The following is a 19,009-nucleotide window of genomic DNA, read 5'->3' as shown; positions in this document are numbered from 1 at the left end:
TCCTCAAAGAATGTGGGGGGCGATATGTGCTGCAATCAATTCAATCGAACGCAGGGTATCCGGGTGCGAGGGTTCCACCGAATGCACCTGGAATGAAATATCCGTCGCGCGCGCCAGGACGGAATCGGCCTGCAGCGAGGCGAGAACGGTTTCAGGCGCGCCAATATGGGCGTCAAACTGGCGGCGATAATCCGCCACGCTATCGCCTGTTACCTGATGCCCGGCCGCGCGATGCTGCTGAGCCTGTTTTGTCAGCCCGGGGGTTGCCACCGCTAGCGCATAGTCATCGCTGTCGGTGACGAATGCCGTACGCGAGGCCAGAATACGTGGCGCGACGCCCGCAGGCAGGGCATCCAGATAGGCATCCACGATCGGGTTCTGGATTTCATCCAGCGTCAAATCCAGCCTGTCTGCCGGGCGGGGTTGCGTGCGTGAGAGCATCAGACCGTGCCCGGCCTGTGCCGCGCGTATGGCTCCTTCCACCGAAAAGGTCGCAATCCATACCCGCTGGTTGAGCTGTGGGGAGGGTGGATAAAGATGGTTGTCGGGATGGGTGAGCGAATCCCCGCCCCAGGCGCTCTGGATAACATGCAGATGTTCAGCAAACACGGCGGAGCGTTCCTCGAACGTCAGGCCAAACGGCAGGAATGAGGTGGGTGTACCCCCGGAGCCAAAGCCCACTTCCAGGCGGCCATTCGCCAGCAGATCCAGCACGGCGGCATCTTCCGCTACCCGCAGCGGGTTTTCCATCGGCAGCGTGATGATGGCGGTTCCCAGACGAATGTTGCGCGTATGCGCCGCCACATGTGCCAGGAATAACAGCGGAGAGGGCAGCCCGCCTTCGTGCTCATGAAAGTGGTGCTGCGCAATCCAGGCGCTGTCGAAACCGTGGCGCTCCGCGTGCTGTATTTGTTCTGTTGCCAGGCGGTAACGTTCTTTCGGCGTGGCGTCATCCAGCAGGCGGGTGAAAAATCCCAGGCGTTTTCGCGTCATGCGAACTCCTCCGTAACGGGTGAAAAATGGGGAATGGCGTCAATCAGTTCGCGGGTGTAGCTATTCTGCGGTGTGGCAAACAGCGCTTCTACCGCGCCATGCTCTACAACCTGGCCGCTACGCAGCACCGTCACGCTGTGCGCAATGCGGCGAACGGTCGACAGATCGTGAGTGATAAAGAGATAGGTCAGCCCCAGCTGTTGCTGTAACTGCTGAAGCAGGGCCAGGATTTGCGCCTGTACCGTGACATCCAGCGCCGAGGTGGCTTCGTCCAGCACCAGGATGGTCGGTTCAAGGATTAGTGCCCGCGCAATGGCTACGCGCTGACGCTGCCCGCCGGACAGTTCGCGTGCCGTCCGGCTCAGAAGCTCTGCGGGCAACGCGACACGCCGGGCAACGTTCTCGACGCGCGTCTTGCGTTCCGTTTTGCTGAGGCGGGCAAAGTTTTTCAGTGGTTCTTCGATTATCTCAAAAAGGGTTTGCCGCGGATCCAGTGACGCAAACGGGTTCTGGTATACAAACTGGATTTTCTGGCGCAGCTGGCGGCGTGCCTCATTGCTTAAGGTGGTGGCGTCGATATCGTCAATCACTACGCGGCCGCTGTCGGCCTGTTCGAATCCCAGTAAAATGCGGGCGAGGGTGGTTTTCCCGGAACCCGATTCGCCCACCAGGGCGTGCGTACTGCCGCGCGTCACGTCGAAACTAACCTGGTCCAGGGCCTGAAGCTGATGACCTTTACCCAGCGAAAATTGTTTGCTGATCCCCTGCGCGCGTATGGCTGGTGACGCCAGCGGTAAACCTGACACCGGGGCAATGGTCAGCCGTTGTCCCAGGAGATCGCTTAACAGCTGGCGAGTGTAGGCGTGCTGCGGTGCACGCACGATATCTGCTGTGGCACCGTGCTCCTGTACCTCTCCGTGACGGAACACCAGCAGCCTGTCGGCGCGTTGTGCGGCAAGCGCCAGGTCGTGCGTGACAAACAGCACCGCCGTACCGGACTCGCGACGCAGCACGTCCAGTAAATCGAGAATGCGCTTTTGTACCGTGACGTCCAGCGCACTGGTCGGTTCATCGGCGATGATCACATCGGGGCGCAGGGCAATGGCGATGGCAATCAGAACGCGTTGCTTCATTCCCCCGGAAAGTTGATGCGGGTACTGTTTCATGCGTTGTTGCGGGTGGCTTAACCCCACTTTGGTTAACAGGGCTAACACCTGTTCATCCCGCTGGACGGCAGTGATTTTTTGATGGATCTGAATAATTTCCCCCACCTGCGCGCCGATAGTCTGAACCGGATTCAGTGAGTTACCGGGGTCTTGCGGGACAAGGCTAATCCGCGTGCCGCGCAGGGCATCGAGCCGTTTAGCAGACCAGAGGCTGATATCTTCACCATTAAGCAGAATGCTACCGCCATCGCGGCGGGCGTTGTCTGCCAACAGGCCAATAATCGCCTGTGCGGTCGTGGTTTTGCCCGACCCGGACTCGCCTACAAACGCCAGCATTTCGCCGCGTTTTAAGCTAAAGCTGACGTTATGGACCACTTCCCGCCACTGGCGGCCGGTGCGGTAGCTGAGGCTGAGGTTTTCCACGCTGAGAACGGTCATATACGGCCTCCGCTGAACTGCTGGCTAATACGGTTGGTGGCAAGCACTACCGCGATGACGACAATGCCCGGGAAGGTGGTTAACCACCAGGCGGTGGAGAGATAGTTACGTCCCTCAGCGATCAATAATCCCCACTCCGGGACGGGCGGCGGCGTACCATAGCCGAGAAAACTCAGCGTAGAGAGCGCCAGAATCGCCTGGCCAAACTGTAAGGTGGCAAATGCCAGTACCGCAGTGAGTGAATTGGGAAGAATGTGTCGCCACAGCACGGCCAGGAATGTGCCGCCGCTACCAAACGCCGCTTCGACGTAATCCGTATGGCGAATACGGACCACTTCACCGCGCGCCAGCCGGGCGAAGCTGGCGATGGAGGCCACCCCGACGGCAATGGCGGCGTTTACGGTACCAAAACCGAGCAGAATAATGACCGTCAGCGAGAGCAGCAGAGACGGAATTGACAGCAGGACATCGACAAAGCGCATCAGCAAGGACTCAACACGCCCGGCAAACGCGCCGGCAATGACGCCAAGCCCTGTTCCGGCGACTAATCCCATGGTGACGGCAGCCAATGCAGCGCTCAGGGAGTGTGAAGCGCCGTAAATAATGCGCGTATACACATCCCGACCAAGCTGGTCGGTACCGAGCCAGTGGCCCGCCTGCGGCACCAGACGTTGCGCCCCCGCGATGCCTTCAATAGGGCTGTAGTGGGTGAGCAGGCCCGGCGCGAAGGCAGCAAATGCGGCAAGCACAATTACGGCCCATGCCAGCCATAATCCGGGTTGCCACGAAATACCGGGCAACCGGGGCACGCGTTTTCGTGCGGCCGCGGCGTAATCAACAAGACTCATTGGGCACCTCCGGTGACGGTTTGCAGGCGAGGATCGAACAGCGGCATCAGCAGATCCACCAGCAGGTTAATCAGGACAAACCCCAGGGCAGAAATCATCACCACCGCCTGGAGCACGGCAATATCCTGGTTATTCACCGCCTGCTGGGTTAGCTGGCCCAGGCCGCTGCGCCCGAAGACGGTTTCAGTGATAAGCGCCCCGGCAATCAGTTCGCCCAGCAGTAAACCGGCAATATTCAGCACCGGTAGCAGGGCGTTACCCGTGACGTGGCGCCACAGAACAGCGGTTTCGCTCAGGCCTTTGGCACGCGCTACGGCCACAAAAGGCTGAGATGCCACCTGGTCCAGACTGCGCATTAAAATCTGTGCTAGTGGGGCGGAGATCGGAATGGCGACGGTCACGATCGGCAGGATCAGGCCTTGCAGGGGCGTTGGGTTAATGACCGGTATCCACTTCAGCTGGAACGAAAAGAGCTGGATTAAGGCGATACCCAGCCAGAATGTCGGCAGAGAGATAAACAGCACCGGCAAAGACTGAATGGTATTGCTGAGCCAGCGCAAACCTGGCAGTCGCGAAGCAAAAGCCAGTGCGAAAGCCAGCAACACCGCTAGCGCAAACGCCGGGAGCGCCAGGCTCAGGGTATCCGGCAGATTGCTGGTAATCAGCTCGCTGACCGGGACACCCGCCTGGAGCGAGTAGCCGAAATCTCCGCGTAACATGGCAAACAGCGTATGGCCATACTGCTGCCACAGTGGGCTGTCTGCCCCGTAAGCCACGCGCATCTCCTGAATTTGCGCCGGGCTTAAACCAAGATCAGGGTTCTGAAATTTGATTAGCACTGCATCACCCGGCAGCACCTGAAGCAGCACGAACGACAGGGTAAAGGCGGCCCATAATACCAGCAGCCCATGGCCTGAACGTCGAAGCAGTGCGTGGCTCATGTTCGACTCCTTAATGTTTCTCAATCCATGCGCCGTAGAACGACGGGCGGCCAACGGCTTCAAAGTTCACCCCTTTAAGCCAGGGTGCGCCAGCAAAGACCTGCGGCTCTTCGAAGATCGGGATCACGTAGGCATTGTCCAGCAGATACCGCTGTGCATCCCCTGTCAGCTGAAGGCGTTTTTGCGGGTCCACTTCTGCGGAAATATTTAACAGCAGTTCGTTCAGCTTGTCGTCGCGGAAACTCTTAACCTTGTCGCTGGAACCACCTTTTTGCAGCAGCGCATCGCGGTTAGCTGGGTAGAACATGCTTTTCACCACATCCGGGTCGGCGCGACCCACTTCAGAAACCGTCAGCGGTGTTTTTAACGGGTCGAGGTTATCCAGCGTGCGGCTTCCTGCGTCACCGGCTTTGACGTTCAGCGCCACGCCAACCTGACGCCACTGCTGGGCTACCAGTTGTAACACCTCTTTGTTTTGAGGCTGAGGCAGAGATTCATAAATGGTCAGCGCCAGGCGTTGCCCGTCTTTGGCGCGGATCCCGTCGCTGCCCGCTTTCCAGCCGGCATCATCGAGTAATGCGTTGGCTTTTGACGCATCGAAGGTCAGTTTGTCGCTCAGATCAACAAAGCCCGCGGCGGAACCTGCAATAACGGATTTTGCCTGCGGGTAATGGGGTGAGAAGAGGGTGTCGACGACCTGTTTCGCGTTTGTGGCATGGAGCAGTGCCTGGCGGACCCGAACATCGGCAACCAGCGGGTTATCCGGGCGGAAACTAATACTGTCGTTCACTCCTCGAGTCGGAGCGGCGTAGATGTGATAACCCTGATCCGTGGCCTGTTTTTCGTCATACGCCTGCACCTGGCGAATCAAATCTGCCTGGCCTGCCAGCAAGGCGCCAATGCGAACGCTGTCTTCCTGGGTGACAATAAACTTGATGCCATCGAGGTTGGCCGGGCCTTGTTGGGCCAGATTTTTTGGCCCCCATTGATAGTCTTTACGCGCCTCGAGCGTCACTTCGCGGCCCAGCTTTTCGTCTTTCACCACGAACGGCCCGGAACCAATAATATGGCGGGCATCACCCAGCTCTTCGAAATTACGCTTCAGCGTACTGAGCGAAACCAGACCCGAACCGATGGTGGCCGTACCTTGTAAGAATCCCGGCGATGACTTTTTAAAGAAGAACTTCACGGTGAGCGGGTCGACCACTTCGCTGTGATCGTAGTTGTTGATCACCTCAGAAACCGGCAGGCGCTGTGCCTTATTCCCCAGACCATAGGTGTCGAAGTTTTTCGCCACGGCGTTAGCATCAAGCGATGTGCCGTCCGAGAACGTGATCCCCGGGCGGATCTTAAAGGTGTATTCGGTTTTATCGGCGTTTGTGCTCCAGCTTTCCGCCACCCAGGGTTCAACCGCCAGCGTCTGCGGGTTCTGCCAGGTCAGTTTGTCGGTTATCTGATTCAGAATGCCGCCGTTAGGGTAAAAACCCCCGGCGGGCGGATAAAGGTTGGTATGCGCCTGTTGTTCCAGATAGATAAGCGTGCCGCCTTTAACTGGCGTATCAGCCGCGTAAGCCGCCGTGGTAGCCAGAATCAGCGCTGTCAGCAGCGGCAGGCGAAATGGGGTTTGCATGGTGAATTCCTTTGTTATCTTCTTGTTAGCGTCGGATTCATCATCGGGCGCGGGGGAAAACAAGGGAACAAAGGAATTGAGATAAGGTTTGCCGGAAACTGAAAATGTAAACGCCCCATCAGCGGGGCGTTGAAAGCAAACTACACAAATTTAGCCAGCGGATCGGCGGCAGCAAATGCCACGGCTTTATCTGCCGCAGGTGGGTAGATAAGTTCGTTGGTGATGGCGATTTTGATCTTCTTCGCCTCTTCACGAACAGACCTCACCTCCTGCTCCCAGCCTTCGGTATACACCGCGCCCCAGGCTCCTAAATCAAGGCAGGTGACATAATTCACCTGGCGATAAGGATACGGCTCGACGTTTAACAGGCTGGCTGCGGCGTTGTGCCCGGCAAATTTACCCAGTTGAATAGCGTGCTGGCAGGTCATCAGCGCCGTGTTGCCCACATCGTCGGTTTTGGCGTGCGCCATATCGCCGGTGGCGTAAATGTCCGGGTGAGCGGGCACTTGCAGGCTCTCTTCAACAATCAGACGCCCCTGGCTATCACGCTCGCCTTCAATCTGCTGGTTAAGCGGGCTGGCTTCTACACCGGCCGTCCAGACCACGGTTGAAGACGGGATGCGCTCGCCATTTTTCAGGGTAATGCCGTCAGCATCAATGGCTTCGATTTCGCTGTTCAGACGCCATTCAACTCCCAGCGATATGCTCGCCTCTTCAATGGTATTGCGCAGCGCTTCGCTATAGCGGCCACCGATAACTGCACCGCGTTCAACTACGATAACTTTAGTCTCTGTATCTTCACCGAAACGCGCACGAAGACGGGCAGGGAGCTCGGTTGCCAGTTCAATTCCGGTAAACCCGCCGCCACACACGACAATGGTATTACGTGCCTGTGTTGACGGGCGAGCCACCAGGGAATCAAGGTGTTTTTCGAATACCTGGGCAGATTCTAACTGGTCGATATCAAATGCATAGTTGGCAAGCCCGGCAATCGCTGGGCGGCGGGTCTGGCTGCCTGTGGCCAGTACCAGTTTATCGTAGGCGGCAGACGCGGTAGCGCCGTTCACGTCACGATAAAAAACAATTTTTTCTTTAGTATCAATTAGTTCTGCGCTTCCGGCGATAAACGAAATGCCCAGTTCAGCAAACAAATCGTTCAGCGGTGCAACCAGCGTGGACACCTTCTCTTCATAAAAGCGCGGACGAACGCGCAGCTCAGGGACGGGTGCCAGCACGGTGATCTTCAGGTCATTACCTTTTTCCAGGTCGGCCAGGCGCGCTGCACTTACCGCCGCCCACATACCGGAAAAACCACTGCCTACAATTAAAATTTGCTTCTTCATATTCGATCCTTTTGATCGTCAGGCTGTATGTCTGACATAACTGCAACTATACTTGTCGCAGTTAACTGCGACAACTTTTTTCTGAGTTAAAATTAAAAGTCGCCTGAAATCAGTTTGTTAAAGCAAAAGGGTGGTGAGAGGTGTTTTTCCTTTGAGGAACATCGCTATAATGACCCGGATTATTGACTTCGGAGTTAACCATGGCTTTTTACAGTTCCGGTGTGGAATACGGCATTCACAGCCTGATGTGTATGGTGGATGCAAAAGGCAACGAACGTGAGATGAGCGTCAGAGAGATGGCAGCCTTACAGGGCGTGCCATACGATTATCTGGGCAAAATTTTCACCCGTTTGTCCCGCGCGGGTCTGGTGATCAGTACCGAAGGCAAGGGCGGCGGATTCAAGTTGGCTCGCCCGGCAGAGTTGATCACGGTGCTGGATGTGGCGCACGCCATCGACGGTGAAAAGAACATGTTTGAGTGCCGGGAAGTGCGTCAGCGTTTGGCCGTATTTGATGAAACACCGCCCGCCTGGGTGTGTGATGGGCCATGTGGTGTACGTTCAGTGATGGACAGCGCGCAGCAGAGAATGGAAGAGGAACTTTCGCGCCACACGATCCTCGATCTGGCCCGCAAGATGTTCCGAAAAGCACCGGATACGTTTCAGATTGAAGTGCAGGAGTGGATTGCTGACAGGCGCAGTGCGAACTGACACCTTGGCATGTCCCGTACTTAAAAGTACGGGACCGGTACCCGGTTGCTTTTCCAGATATAATCGTCTTTCCGATTGATATGTTCACAGCCTTGCGGAGACAAATGCGATAGCAGTTGCTCGTTGATCCTCATCCCCTTTATTCATTCCAGCCTGTACTCGACTAAGAAGTAACGGATCACGGAACCAGTCGAGCATATAACATCGTTTGTTAAATCTGGCTGATTTCCCTCACTGCTTTTTTAGCTGAGCTCGCGAGCAGAATACAGCCCCTCCCAGATATGCCACTTCCAGGCACTGTACCGGCAATCAGAAGCGAGTAATTTTGGTTAAGTTTCGGATGTTGTATGATAGCGGTGGGTATAACCGCTTATATATTGAGGGATTAATATAGATGAAGAGTCAGACCACGCCAGCCGACAATACAACATCCACCTGACTGAAATTACAATCCACCGGTGTCACGGTGTACTGCACCTTTGGACCTGCACTCTATTTTCATCACTGACAGTGAAACCCTGATTGCCGTCGATGCCTGTGATAATGATGCCATTGAGCGGGAGCATGGACGGTTACTCCTTAAGAATTAGAGTTTTGTCGGTGTTATGCAAGGCCGCAGCAACATAATGTCATTATTTTATTAGGTTTTTGTTCATTAATGCGGCAAGGCAGCATCATTCCCCTCAATTCAGGGGGGTGGTAAAAAACTGACAAAAAACTGTCATGGTTCTGACATGAACCAAACGTAACGTGTTGTCTTCCTAATAACCGAAGAGTTAAAAGACAATGCATCTGGTGAAAAAACTTATCGCAATCAGCGTTCTCCTGTCCGCTTCCGTTCAGGCGCAAAACATTCTTGAATTCCCTCAGCCGGAGAACAACCCGGAAGAGTTCTATGCCGTTACGGAAATCCCCGCAGGCGGCATTATCAAATATGAAACCGATGCCAGGACCGGTTTTATCGTTGCTGACCGTTTCCAGTCCATGCCTGTGGCTTATCCGGCTAACTATGGTTCCCTGACACAATCTCTGGCCGGTGATGGTGATCCGCTGGATGTGATTTTCTATACCCGTGCGCCAATGGCACCGGGTACGCTCATTAAGCTGCGTGCGATTGGCGTGCTGAAGATGGTGGATGGTGGTGAGAAGGACGATAAAATCGTCGCGGTTCCGGCGAGTAAAATCGACCCAACTTACGACGATATTAAAGAACTGAAAGACCTGCCGAAAATCGAAGTGCAGCGCCTGGAGTCGTTCTTCCGCGTCTACAAACAGCTGCCAGAAGGGCGCAAAAAAGTTGAGCTGAGCGGCTTTAACGATGCGGCGACCGCGAAGCAGGAAATTAAACAGGCATGGGATGCCTGGAAAGAGAAAAACCCGCAGTAATACTCTGGCCCGGCGGGGTTAACCGCCGGGCGCAGACTTACAGTTGTGCTTCCAGCTCCTCAATTTCTTTACGCCATTGCGCCTGCAACTGCGGCTTTTGATGCTTCGGCTTGCGTGCTAAGTCATCTGCAAGCAGTGTCTCCAGCGCCACCAGTTTTTCCAGCACATCATCATACGGCGACGGGGCTTCCTCCCGTGGTAGCACGGTATCGACCGGTTGCGTCAGCCCCGAGCTTTCACGCAGACGTTCGAACACGGCGTCGGCATCGTGCCATTCACTGAGCTTACCGTCTTCAATCAGCCAGAAACGATTGCAGCTCTGGCTAATCAGCTGTCGGTCGTGGCTAACCAGTAGTACACCGCCTTCAAACTGTTGCAGAGTGTCGGCCAGCGCCTCTTTGCCCTCCATGTCCAGATGGTTGGTCGGTTCATCGAGCATCAGAAGGCTATAGCGGGCGAGCGTCAGCCCGACAAACAGCAGTCGAGAGCGCTCGCCTCCGCTGAGTGTGCTGACCTGCTGCCCATGACGCGCCCACGGGAAACCCGCACTTATCAGCGCCATTTTGCGATCCTGTGGGTTTGGCGCAAAGGGCTCCAGCGCGTCCAGCAGAGGGGCATCGTCCGGTAGCTGGTGTAGCGTCTGGTCGTAATAACCCGGCGCAACACGTGGGTGGAGTTTCAGCGTATCCGTTGATTGCTCAGCACTAAATTGCTGCCAGATAAGCTTCATCAGGGATGATTTTCCGCAGCCGTTACGCCCGATTATGGCAACCCGATCACCACTTTTCAGCCGTGCGATGTCCACCCTGAACAGGGCAGGTAAACCCGGCGCCGGTGGAACGTCGAGGTTATCCAACTCCAGCAGACGGTCGGCACGTAGTGCATCACCCCGCAGAGTTAACGTCCACTGACTACCGGCTGTGACTTCCGTCTGGCTCTCTTTGAGCCGTTCGACCTGTTTTTCCATTTGTTTGGCTTTGCGGGCGAGATCTTCGTTATCGTAAACCTTGCCCCAGGTCGCCAGCCGTTTAGCACTGGCCGCGACGCGGTCGATCTCCTTTTGCTCTGCCTTGTGGCGCAGGGCATCGCTTTCATCCTTTGCGACCAGCGCTTTGCGTGCCGCAGTACAGGGGAGCGCAAAGTAGTGCAGCGTTTTGTCTCGCAGGATCCAGCTTCCGTTGGTGACGGCATCCAGCAATTGTCGGTCGTGGGATACCAGCACAAAGCTACCGGACCAGTTTTGTAAAAACTGCTCCAGCCAGAGCATCGTCGGCAGATCAAGGTGGTTACTGGGTTCATCCAGCAGCAGCAGATCCGGCTCGCTGATTAGCGCACGTGCCAGCAGCAGGCGGGTATGTTGCCCACCGCTAAGGGTAGCCGATTGCAGGGCGGTGTCCTGCGGTGTAAAGCCCATGCCGGCCAGCAGCGTTTCCGCTTTCCAGCGAAGACTGTCACGTTCAGCTGCGGGCAACTGCGCCAGTACGGCATCCAGCATAGTTTGCGGATAAATTGCTTCCGGCAGATGTTGTTCTACACGCGCCATCATACAGTGTCCGGCCAGCGCGACGTTGCCCGCAGCGGGGGAGTCTGTGCCGTCCAGCACCTTCAGCAGCGTACTTTTACCGCAGCCGTTATCGCCCAGCAGGCCGATGCGGTCGCCTTTTTTCAGCGTAAAGGAGAGTGAGTCGAAGAGCGTGCCAAACGCCGTATCAACACGTAAAGATTGTGCAGTGAGTAAAGTGCTCATTTGTTGCTTACCCAAGAGTTACAGGCATGTTTATGCCTCGTCAAACATCGCTGACGATAACTCAGTAAGCCCGAGAGAAGGGATTTCAGGAATTGGTGTCTTCGCTCAAGCCGAAGTTATCGCAGCACGATATCGATAACGCTTGAGCTGGTGCGATCACCAAATGTATGTGAAACATTGAAAATTTCACAGTACAGCATAATTGGCCTCCTTATATATTCAGTGGGTTAATGAGTGTCGAAAGTATAATCGAATGCTGCACTATTGAACATTAAGATTTTTGTCGTTATGCCGATACCATTCCATATGAAAACAAAAGGAGATTGAGTGCATGGCTTATTTTTACGCCTATCATAGTGCATCTAATACCACCGATTTTGATTACACAAAGGGGTATGGTGTTAGTGCGGAAAGTGAGAAAAAGCTGACTCATGTGAATACAGGTGACTTTGTCTTTGTCATCCAGAATGTGCATAAATCCGTGGGTTACCAGCTATGCGGTCTTTACCGTATTGAAAGCATCAATTTCGAGCAGGATAGCGTCTATCCCCATCGAGTGCAGTTAAGCGATGTTTCTGAACTGAATGATTTTATTACTCTTAACCGCCACGAACTGAGCAAAGTGCTGCCTCCTGCGGGTAAAGAGGGTCACTGGGATCGTTTTATGAACCACTTTGCACAGACAGGGCGGACATTCCAGAAGCCTCTGGATGTGTCGGTCATTGCCATCCTTAAGGAACAACTTAACCTGCAACATGAGGAGAGTGAAGATATTCCGGGTAGCGACGAAATAGACTTTTACGACAAAGTCAGCAGGGCGTTAAAACTAAAATCTGCGGAAAGAAAAAAGCGCCTGAAAAATGCGTCTGTTCATCCGGCGAAAAAACAGGTTTCCGTCTGGCGTTACGATCGTAATCCCGATGTGGTGGCCGAAGTACTTCTCAGGGCTCAAAATAATTGCGAATGTTGTCATTCCCTGGCACCGTTTCAGCGTATGAAGGATGGGGCTTATTATTTAGAAGTTCATCACATTATTCCACTATCAGAAAATGGGGAAGACAACGTAGATAATGCCATTGCCCTTTGCCCAAACTGTCATCGGCAGGAGCATTACGGTGAACAGAAAATAGATAAAAACTGGCGACCTGCCAAAAAATAAGTGGGCCAGCGGCCCACTTACAGTTTTAGATGGAGGTACGGCGATAACTCCGGTATTCCGGCATCCAGAAGTTATCGTCGATGGCTTGTTGCAGCGCATCAGCAGAGGTTTTGATTGCCACGCCTTGCTGCTGCGCCATTTTGCCCACCGCAAAGGCGATAGCGCGGGACACCTTGTGAATGTCTTTCAGCTCTGGCAACACCAGGCCTTCACCGTTATTGACCAGCGGCGAGTGCTTCGCCAGCGTTTCACTGGCAGACATCAGCATTTCGTCGGTAATGCGCGATGCACCGGAAGCAATAACCCCCAGACCAATTCCCGGGAAGATGTAGGAGTTGTTGCACTGGGCGATTGGGTAGGTTTTATCCTTCCACACCACCGGATCAAACGGGCTACCGGTGGCAACCAGCGCATTGCCTTCGGTCCAGGCGATGATGTCCTGCGGGGTCGCTTCCACACGTGAGGTCGGGTTAGAGAGCGGCATCACGATAGGGCGTTCACAGTGTTTGTGCATCTCACGAATAATCTCTTCGGTGAAGAGACCCGTTTGTCCGGAAACGCCAATCAGAATATCCGGCTTCATGTTGCGCACCACATCCAGCAGGGACAACACTTCGTTATCGGTATCCCAGTTTTTCAGGTTATCGCGTTTTTGCACCAGCTTGGTCTGGAACGGCAGCAGGTTTGGCATTGCGTCGGTCAGCAGGCCAAAACGGTCGACCATAAAGACACGGGAGCGCGCCAGCTCTTCGCTTAAGCCTTCACGCTGGGTCTGGGCGATAATCTGTTCGGCGATACCGCAACCCGCCGAACCTGCTCCCAGGAAGACGATTTTCTGATAACTGAGTTGGCTGCCTGCCGCACGGCTGGCGGCGATCAACGTGCCAACGGTCACGGACGCAGTACCCTGAATATCGTCGTTGAAAGAGCAGATCTCATCGCGATAGCGGTTCAGCAGCGGCATGGCGTTTTTCTGCGCAAAATCTTCGAATTGCAGCAGCACATCCGGCCAGCGGTGCTTCACGGCCTGGATAAAATCATCGACAAACTGATAGTACTCGTCGTCGGTAATACGCGGATGACGCCAGCCCATGTACAGCGGATCGTTCAGCAACTGCTGGTTGTTGGTTCCGACATCCAGCACTACTGGCAGGGTATACGCCGGGCTGATACCGCCGCACGCGGTGTACAACGACAGCTTACCGATTGGAATGCCCATCCCGCCGATGCCCTGGTCACCCAGGCCCAGAATACGTTCGCCGTCAGTTACCACGATCACTTTGATATTGTGGTTTGGCACGTTTTGCAGAATGTCATCCATGTTGTGACGGTTCTGATAAGAGATAAACACGCCGCGGGAACGACGGTAGATTTCAGAGAAACGCTCACACGCCGCACCCACCGTTGGGGTGTAGATAACCGGCATCATCTCTTCGAGATGGTTTTGCACCAGACGATAGAACAGGGTTTCGTTAGTATCCTGGATGTTACGCAGATAGATGTGCTTATCGATTTCGGTTTTGAAGCCTTGATACTGGATCCAGGCGCGTTCAGCCTGTTCCTCGATAGTTTCAACCACTTCTGGTAACAGGCCGAGCAGGTTGAAACTGCCGCGCTCTTCCATGCTGAAGGCGCTGCCTTTGTTAAGCAGGGGGAATTCAAGCAGGACGGGTCCGGCATAGGGAATATATAGGGAACGATGTTTTTTCAGTTTATTGTCCATGTCACTCACTCTTTTTTGAAGATCCGTCCCTGACACTGCGGTTGTCATCTTTCTGGCCTGTGCTGCGGGTTTCGGTCGGGCAGTATTATAGAGGAGCTGAATGTTAATTACCGCAACACATAAACAAAAACACCATCGGTGTTGCCGATGGTGTTGTGCGTCATAAGCGGAAACTTACTTGTCAGCGTGGCGTTTTCTGCCCGTTGCATGAGCGATAACCGTTTCATGGCTATCTTCGATAACCACTTTTTTGTGGTTAGAAATCTTGTAGTTCAGTCCCAGAATATGACGTGCCTTACGGTTCGATTTCATGCGTACTCCTCAATCCTGTTGATAGTTTTAAGGACAACTCCGCGTGTGCGGAAGAAATGTAACCCCTTAGGTTGCCAATCCAGCTTAGCAGATTTTCACATTACCACTTCATTTCGCCGGTATTCACTTTGGCGCTCAGCTCCAGGGAACTGGCTTCGGCCAGGTTTGGCCACTGGGTTTTCATTGCATTAATCACGCCTGCGGAATCTTTATGTTGCGCTAGTGCTTGCTCAAACTGCGCCAGATACTGACGGGTAAAGGCAATGGCCTCGCTTCCGGCCGGCGGTGTGCCAAGATAATGCCCAGGGATCACGCGCTCAGGTTTATGTGCAGCCATGCTGTCCAGCGTCTGTTGCCACTGCTGGCGGCTCTCTTTGCTCTGGGTATCGGCAGTCCAGACGTGAATTCCCCATGAAACCCCAGTGCCGCCCAGTATGGTTTTTGCTGACGGGATCCACACATATGCTGCATAGCTGTCGGATTGTTCAATATCGATTTTTTCACCATCAACCATAAAGGTTGTCGAGGCGATAACCTGCGGCACCACCAGCGTAGTTGGCGCGCCGTCTTTCATCTGTGGGCCCCAGAACGCAAGTTTGGCGTCTTTGGTGGCCTTGATGTGATCAACCACTTTTTGCGTCGCCACTACTTTGGCGTCAGGGAAGGCTTTCACCAGCGGTTGCAGGCCAAAATAGAAATCAGGATCACCGGAGGTGATCACAATCTTATTGAGCGTTTTGCCGCTGCGACGAATTTTGTCGACCAGCTGCTCGCCGTCTTTCACACTGAACTGGGCATCAAACAGCACCGCTTCAGTTGGCCCGGACACCAGCGTGGAAGAGACGGCAAAAATGCCTTTTTCCTGCGGGTTGTAGCTATCAATGGTTAACGGCGCGGCGAAAACAGCCGGCGTAAAAAGGGTGCACAGTACAGCAAGGCGGGTGAGCTTCATCATCATGTCTCTGTTATTCAGGAAAGTCTCTATTGTATGGATTTCTGCATTTGCCAGAATTCCTGAAACAAGACATGCTTAGTTTCATAAATCGAGCAGATGGAGTACTACATGGATCGCGTTATCGCCGCCCAGGTCTATAACCGGATATGCGAACTGGGAAGTCTGAGCGCCGCCTCGCGCTCGCTTGGGATCTCACGTCCGATGGTCAGCCGTTATCTGGAACAGATGGAAAAGTGGGCCGGAACACGGCTGGTAAACCGTTCCACGCGCAAACTGACGCTGACGGCGGCGGGGGAAAAAGTGTTGCTGAAAACGCGCTCGCTCTCGCAAATTTCCCAGGAAATAGAAGATCAGTCCGCCAAAGATTTACCGTCGGGCACGCTACGGGTCGCCTGCGCGCATTTTACCGCAATGCATATGATTGCCCCTGTGTTGCCTGAGCTGCTGGCACGCTACCCGCAACTGCGAGTCGAGCTGGATGTGAATAACCACCCGGTGAGCCTGGTGGGTGAGCGTATTGATGTGGCTATCCGCATAACCGATAACCCCGAGCCCGGAATGATTGCCCGGCGTCTGGGGGAGTGTCGCTCGGTGCTGTGTGCTTCGCCGCAATATCTGGCCGCGCGGGGCACGCCGCAGTGTCTGGAGGACCTGGCGGATCATAACTGCCTGCATTATAGCTTCTTTGCCGGGCAATCCTGGCACTTTGTCACCGCTGAAGGTGAGCAGGTGAGCGTCGCGGTCAGCGGGAATCTCAGCGCCAGTATCTCGTCGCTGTTGATGGAATCGGCGATTCAGCATTGTGGCATCGCCATGCTGCCGGAACGAGAAGCCCAGGCCGCGCTGGCATCGGGGCGTTTAGTGCCGGTGCTTACGTCCTTCACGCCTAAGTCGCTCGCTATTTACGGTATATATCAGTCACGTGAGTATCAGCCTGCGGCATTACGGGTGTTTCTTGATGAGCTTACCCGCAACCTGCGCTAATTCATGAGCTACGCTCATTACGCTATGCCACTTTTATCCATAGTCAGCGCACCGGGGGTGCAGTAGCGTTGTACGGTTCCTTCTGCGCATTGCCATGAAATGAGGTAAAGAGATGAAAGTATTGGGTTATGCAGCAAAAACACCAACCGCGCCACTGGCTCCCTTCACCTTTGACCGCCGCGAGCCACGTCCTGACGACGTCGTTATCGAGATCCTGTACTGCGGCGTTTGTCACTCCGATTTGCATCAGGCCCGTAATGACTGGGGATTCAGCGAATATCCTATCGTGCCGGGCCATGAAGTTATCGGCCGGGTTGTCTCTGTAGGTGACAGCGTCACAAAATTTAAAGCGGGAGATCTGGCCGGTATTGGTTGCATGGTTGATTCCTGCCGTGAATGTAATCCGTGTCAACAGGGGCTTGAGCAGTATTGTGAAGAGGGCAATGTTCAAACCTATAACGGTCACGATCGTCACGATCACCAGCCCACTTACGGCGGCTATTCCCAGACGATTATCGCCAGCGAAGCCTTTGTGCTTCACATCCCGCAAGGTATCGACCTGAAAGGCGCAGCACCGTTACTCTGTGCAGGGATCACTACCTGGTCGCCGCTGCGCCACTGGAATGTTGGCAAGGGCAGTAAAGTCGCCGTTATTGGTTTGGGCGGGCTTGGGCATATGGCCATCAAGCTGGCGCATGGTCTGGGCGCAGAGGTTACGCTCTTTACCCGTTCACCCGGGAAAGAAGCGGACGCCCGCCGACTTGGAGCTGACCATATCGTCTACTCAACGGATGCAGATCAGATGCAGTCGGTGGCGAATCAGTTCGACCTGATTATCGACACCGTGCCGTACGTTCACGATATTAACCCTTATATGTCGACCTTAACGCTCGATGGCACCCTGGTGTTTGTCGGCTTCCTTGGCGATAACCCACCGGTAAGCACTTTGCCGCTGATCCTGGGGCGCAAGTCAGTGGCAGGCTCGTGCATTGGCGGCATTGCCGAAACTCAGGAGATGCTCGATTTCTGTGGTGAACACGGAATTACTGCCGATGTGGAAGTGATCAAAATGGATGAGATCAACGATGCCTTCGAAAGAATGCTGAAAAGTGATGTGAAGTACCGTTTTGTCATCGACATGAGCACCTTAAGCGCCTGATATCCTGTTCCTGCTTCACGCTATCCCGGCCGGATGCGGTTTGTTTACATGCGAAGTGAGAATATTCCGTGTTCGGCATTACGAAAAATGCGTTGTCTATACTTAACCCTTTGTAGGCAAAAGGAGAGCGACGATGACGATTCATAAACACGGTTCGGCACACTGGTCTGGCGACATTAAACGCGGAAAAGGGACGGTTTCTACAGAGAGTGGCGTTCTTAACCAACAACCTTACGGCTTCAACACCCGTTTCGAAGGCGCCAAAGGTACCAACCCGGAAGAGCTGATTGGTGCAGCGCACGCAGCCTGTTTTTCTATGGCGCTGTCGTTGATGCTGGGTGAAGCGGGCTACACCGCAGATTCCATCGATACCACAGCGGATGTGTCGCTGGATAAAACAGACAATGGTTTTGCAATAAGCAAAATTGCGCTGAAAAGTCAGGTTACGGTGCCTGGCATTGATCCGCAGCAGTTCGACGGCATTATCCAGAAAGCCAAAGCCGGTTGTCCGGTGTCACAAGTACTGAAAGCAGAGATCTCGCTGGATTATAAGCTTAACTGAGTCAGGGCCGGGGCCGCCCCGGCTATCCCTTTAACCCCGCCGGGAATACCTCACCAAGCCAGCTAATAAATACGCGTAAACGATGCGTCAGGTGTCTGTTCTGCGGATAGACCACATGAAATGGATACGCTGCCGGGCGCCATGCCTGGAGGATCTCAACCATCGAGCCGTCTTTCAGGTGTGATTTAACGGAATAAGCAAAGGTCTGGATAATGCCTAAGCCGGCGACCGATGCCGCGAGGTGGGCGTTGCTTTCATTCACTCCCAGATAGTGTGGGGCAGTAATTTCCCGCGCCTCGCCGTTTTCGCGAAAACGGAACGGAAAGGGTCTGCCAGTTGCCGGTGATAAATAACTGATCAGCCTGTGGCCATTACGCAGTTCCTCCGGATACGCCGGGATACCGTATTTTTTCAGATAATCTGGCGTGGTACAGGTGACCATTTCAGCATCACCAATATGGCGGGCGATAAGGGTGGAGTCATTGAGCGGGCCGCCACGGATCACGCAGTCCACATTGCCGCTAATCAAATCGACAGGGCGATCCGCCACGCCCAGATCAATGCGGATATCCGGGTAGCGTTGCATAAAATCGGGCAGCAGGGGGATCAGAACATCCCGGGCGGTTGAGCCCCCGACATCAATGCGCAGATGTCCCTTCGGCGTGCTGCGTGTTACGCGAAACGAGGTGTCAATATCTTCGATATCAATCAGCACGCGCAGGGCTTTTTCGTAATATTCCTCGCCCTCCGGTGTGCTCACCACCCGACGCGTAGTACGGTGCAGCAAACGCACCTCAAGATGGGTTTCAAGCGACTTCACCAGCTTGCTCAGGGTCGCAATGGGCATGTTCAGTGAATCTGCTGCCTGGGTAAAACTCCCGGTTTCTACCACGCGGGTAAACGCGCGCATAGCCATTAACTGATCCACTCTGCAATCCCCCTGATTATTTCTG

General features: G+C 54.4%; 17 protein-coding genes. 6 read left to right on the top strand and 11 right to left on the bottom strand.

Translation table 11 applies throughout. The annotated features are described in order from the left end of the window. Positions 1-3 precede the first annotated feature (3 nt). The 6 genes from ACT9TW_RS17275 to ACT9TW_RS17250 all read right to left on the bottom strand — a co-directional run bounded on the left by ACT9TW_RS17275 (position 4) and on the right by ACT9TW_RS17250 (position 7,359). Positions 4-993 (bottom strand): putative FMN-dependent luciferase-like monooxygenase, encoded by a 990-nt coding sequence (locus tag ACT9TW_RS17275; RefSeq protein ID WP_446493177.1) that lies wholly within the window; start codon positions 991-993, stop codon positions 4-6. Continuing rightward, on the bottom strand, positions 990-2,597 hold the full coding sequence (locus ACT9TW_RS17270; RefSeq protein WP_446493176.1) for a dipeptide ABC transporter ATP-binding protein: 1,608 nt from the start codon (positions 2,595-2,597) through the stop codon (positions 990-992). The genes ACT9TW_RS17275 and ACT9TW_RS17270 overlap by 4 nt, the downstream gene beginning before the upstream one ends. Next, complete coding sequence (locus ACT9TW_RS17265) at positions 2,594-3,445, bottom strand: ABC transporter permease (protein ID WP_446493175.1); 852 nt, start codon at positions 3,443-3,445, stop codon at positions 2,594-2,596. The genes ACT9TW_RS17270 and ACT9TW_RS17265 overlap by 4 nt, the downstream gene beginning before the upstream one ends. Beyond that, positions 3,442-4,386 (bottom strand): ABC transporter permease, encoded by a 945-nt coding sequence (locus ACT9TW_RS17260; RefSeq protein ID WP_182061179.1) that lies wholly within the window; start codon positions 4,384-4,386, stop codon positions 3,442-3,444. Before ACT9TW_RS17260 ends, ACT9TW_RS17265 begins: the two co-directional genes overlap by 4 nt. 10 nt (positions 4,387-4,396) lie before the next feature. Beyond that, positions 4,397-6,016, bottom strand: a complete 1,620-nt coding sequence (locus ACT9TW_RS17255; RefSeq protein ID WP_446493174.1) for a TIGR04028 family ABC transporter substrate-binding protein — start codon at positions 6,014-6,016, stop codon at positions 4,397-4,399. Between the two features lie 140 nt (positions 6,017-6,156). After that, positions 6,157-7,359 carry an NAD(P)/FAD-dependent oxidoreductase gene (locus ACT9TW_RS17250; RefSeq protein ID WP_446493173.1) on the bottom strand — a complete coding sequence of 401 codons (1,203 nt, stop codon included), beginning with the start codon at positions 7,357-7,359 and terminating at the stop codon, positions 6,157-6,159. A 200-nt stretch (positions 7,360-7,559) separates the two neighbouring features. Here ACT9TW_RS17250 and ACT9TW_RS17245 point away from each other — a divergent pair, with 200 nt between their 5' ends. Both ACT9TW_RS17245 and ACT9TW_RS17240 read left to right on the top strand, forming a co-directional pair. Further along, entirely contained in the window at positions 7,560-8,069 is a 510-nt protein-coding gene (locus tag ACT9TW_RS17245; protein WP_446493172.1) for an RrF2 family transcriptional regulator, read from the top strand. A gap of 786 nt (positions 8,070-8,855) precedes the next feature. Beyond that, the gene (locus ACT9TW_RS17240) at positions 8,856-9,455 is read left to right on the top strand and encodes an inorganic diphosphatase (RefSeq protein WP_182061176.1); all 600 of its coding nucleotides are present in this window, start codon (positions 8,856-8,858) and stop codon (positions 9,453-9,455) included. Between the two features lie 37 nt (positions 9,456-9,492). Here ACT9TW_RS17240 and ACT9TW_RS17235 read toward each other — a convergent pair whose 3' ends face one another. After that, on the bottom strand, positions 9,493-11,202 hold the full coding sequence (locus tag ACT9TW_RS17235; RefSeq protein WP_446493171.1) for an ABC-F family ATP-binding cassette domain-containing protein: 1,710 nt from the start codon (positions 11,200-11,202) through the stop codon (positions 9,493-9,495). A gap of 331 nt (positions 11,203-11,533) precedes the next feature. On the opposite strand from ACT9TW_RS17235, the gene ACT9TW_RS17230 reads away from it, so the two are divergent. Next, entirely contained in the window at positions 11,534-12,361 is an 828-nt protein-coding gene (locus tag ACT9TW_RS17230; RefSeq protein ID WP_446493170.1) for an HNH endonuclease, read from the top strand. A 25-nt stretch (positions 12,362-12,386) separates the two neighbouring features. Here the strand turns inward: ACT9TW_RS17230 and ACT9TW_RS17225 are convergent, their stop codons facing one another. From ACT9TW_RS17225 to ACT9TW_RS17215, 3 genes are all read right to left on the bottom strand, one after another. Beyond that, the gene (locus ACT9TW_RS17225; protein ID WP_446493169.1) at positions 12,387-14,084 is read right to left on the bottom strand and encodes an NAD-dependent malic enzyme; all 1,698 of its coding nucleotides are present in this window, start codon (positions 14,082-14,084) and stop codon (positions 12,387-12,389) included. Positions 14,085-14,258: 174 nt separating this feature from the next. Then, on the bottom strand, positions 14,259-14,396 hold the full coding sequence (gene sra / locus ACT9TW_RS17220) for a stationary-phase-induced ribosome-associated protein (protein WP_315688671.1): 138 nt from the start codon (positions 14,394-14,396) through the stop codon (positions 14,259-14,261). 100 nt (positions 14,397-14,496) lie between these two features. Continuing rightward, positions 14,497-15,348, bottom strand: coding sequence for a Vmh family MBL fold metallo-hydrolase (locus ACT9TW_RS17215; protein ID WP_446493854.1), 852 nt, complete (start codon positions 15,346-15,348; stop codon positions 14,497-14,499). Positions 15,349-15,459: 111 nt separating this feature from the next. Between ACT9TW_RS17215 and ACT9TW_RS17210 the strand changes: the two genes are divergently transcribed. The 3 genes from ACT9TW_RS17210 (at position 15,460) to ACT9TW_RS17200 (ending at position 18,056) form a co-directional block, all read left to right on the top strand. Then, positions 15,460-16,335 (top strand): LysR family transcriptional regulator, encoded by an 876-nt coding sequence (locus ACT9TW_RS17210; RefSeq protein ID WP_446493168.1) that lies wholly within the window; start codon positions 15,460-15,462, stop codon positions 16,333-16,335. 112 nt (positions 16,336-16,447) lie between these two features. Continuing rightward, on the top strand, positions 16,448-17,494 hold the full coding sequence (locus ACT9TW_RS17205; protein WP_446493167.1) for an NAD(P)-dependent alcohol dehydrogenase: 1,047 nt from the start codon (positions 16,448-16,450) through the stop codon (positions 17,492-17,494). Positions 17,495-17,627: 133 nt separating this feature from the next. Next, on the top strand, positions 17,628-18,056 hold the full coding sequence (locus ACT9TW_RS17200) for an OsmC family protein (RefSeq protein ID WP_446493166.1): 429 nt from the start codon (positions 17,628-17,630) through the stop codon (positions 18,054-18,056). 22 nt (positions 18,057-18,078) lie between these two features. On the opposite strand, the gene ACT9TW_RS17195 is transcribed toward ACT9TW_RS17200, so the two are convergent. Beyond that, complete coding sequence (locus tag ACT9TW_RS17195; protein ID WP_446493165.1) at positions 18,079-18,984, bottom strand: LysR family transcriptional regulator; 906 nt, start codon at positions 18,982-18,984, stop codon at positions 18,079-18,081. Positions 18,985-19,009: the final 25 nt, after the last annotated feature.

Source organism: Enterobacter sp. C4G1 (genome assembly GCF_052886895.1).
Note: the sequence above shows the minus strand (reverse complement) of the source record. Positions and strands in the feature narration are given on the sequence as shown.

What these genes read in the sequence shown, in the direction of transcription:
- ACT9TW_RS17275 (WP_446493177.1), bottom strand. Translation starts at nt 993, where the DNA reads ATGACGCGAAAACGCCTGGGATTTTTCACCCGCCTGCTGGATGACGCC.
- ACT9TW_RS17270 (WP_446493176.1), bottom strand. Translation starts at nt 2,597, where the DNA reads ATGACCGTTCTCAGCGTGGAAAACCTCAGCCTCAGCTACCGCACCGGC.
- ACT9TW_RS17265 (WP_446493175.1), bottom strand. Translation starts at nt 3,445, where the DNA reads ATGAGTCTTGTTGATTACGCCGCGGCCGCACGAAAACGCGTGCCCCGG.
- ACT9TW_RS17260 (WP_182061179.1), bottom strand. Translation starts at nt 4,386, where the DNA reads ATGAGCCACGCACTGCTTCGACGTTCAGGCCATGGGCTGCTGGTATTA.
- ACT9TW_RS17255 (WP_446493174.1), bottom strand. Translation starts at nt 6,016, where the DNA reads ATGCAAACCCCATTTCGCCTGCCGCTGCTGACAGCGCTGATTCTGGCT.
- ACT9TW_RS17250 (WP_446493173.1), bottom strand. Translation starts at nt 7,359, where the DNA reads ATGAAGAAGCAAATTTTAATTGTAGGCAGTGGTTTTTCCGGTATGTGG.
- ACT9TW_RS17245 (WP_446493172.1), top strand. Translation starts at nt 7,560, where the DNA reads ATGGCTTTTTACAGTTCCGGTGTGGAATACGGCATTCACAGCCTGATG.
- ACT9TW_RS17240 (WP_182061176.1), top strand. Translation starts at nt 8,856, where the DNA reads ATGCATCTGGTGAAAAAACTTATCGCAATCAGCGTTCTCCTGTCCGCT.
- ACT9TW_RS17235 (WP_446493171.1), bottom strand. Translation starts at nt 11,202, where the DNA reads ATGAGCACTTTACTCACTGCACAATCTTTACGTGTTGATACGGCGTTT.
- ACT9TW_RS17230 (WP_446493170.1), top strand. Translation starts at nt 11,534, where the DNA reads ATGGCTTATTTTTACGCCTATCATAGTGCATCTAATACCACCGATTTT.
- ACT9TW_RS17225 (WP_446493169.1), bottom strand. Translation starts at nt 14,084, where the DNA reads ATGGACAATAAACTGAAAAAACATCGTTCCCTATATATTCCCTATGCC.
- sra (WP_315688671.1), bottom strand. Translation starts at nt 14,396, where the DNA reads ATGAAATCGAACCGTAAGGCACGTCATATTCTGGGACTGAACTACAAG.
- ACT9TW_RS17215 (WP_446493854.1), bottom strand. Translation starts at nt 15,348, where the DNA reads ATGAAGCTCACCCGCCTTGCTGTACTGTGCACCCTTTTTACGCCGGCT.
- ACT9TW_RS17210 (WP_446493168.1), top strand. Translation starts at nt 15,460, where the DNA reads ATGGATCGCGTTATCGCCGCCCAGGTCTATAACCGGATATGCGAACTG.
- ACT9TW_RS17205 (WP_446493167.1), top strand. Translation starts at nt 16,448, where the DNA reads ATGAAAGTATTGGGTTATGCAGCAAAAACACCAACCGCGCCACTGGCT.
- ACT9TW_RS17200 (WP_446493166.1), top strand. Translation starts at nt 17,628, where the DNA reads ATGACGATTCATAAACACGGTTCGGCACACTGGTCTGGCGACATTAAA.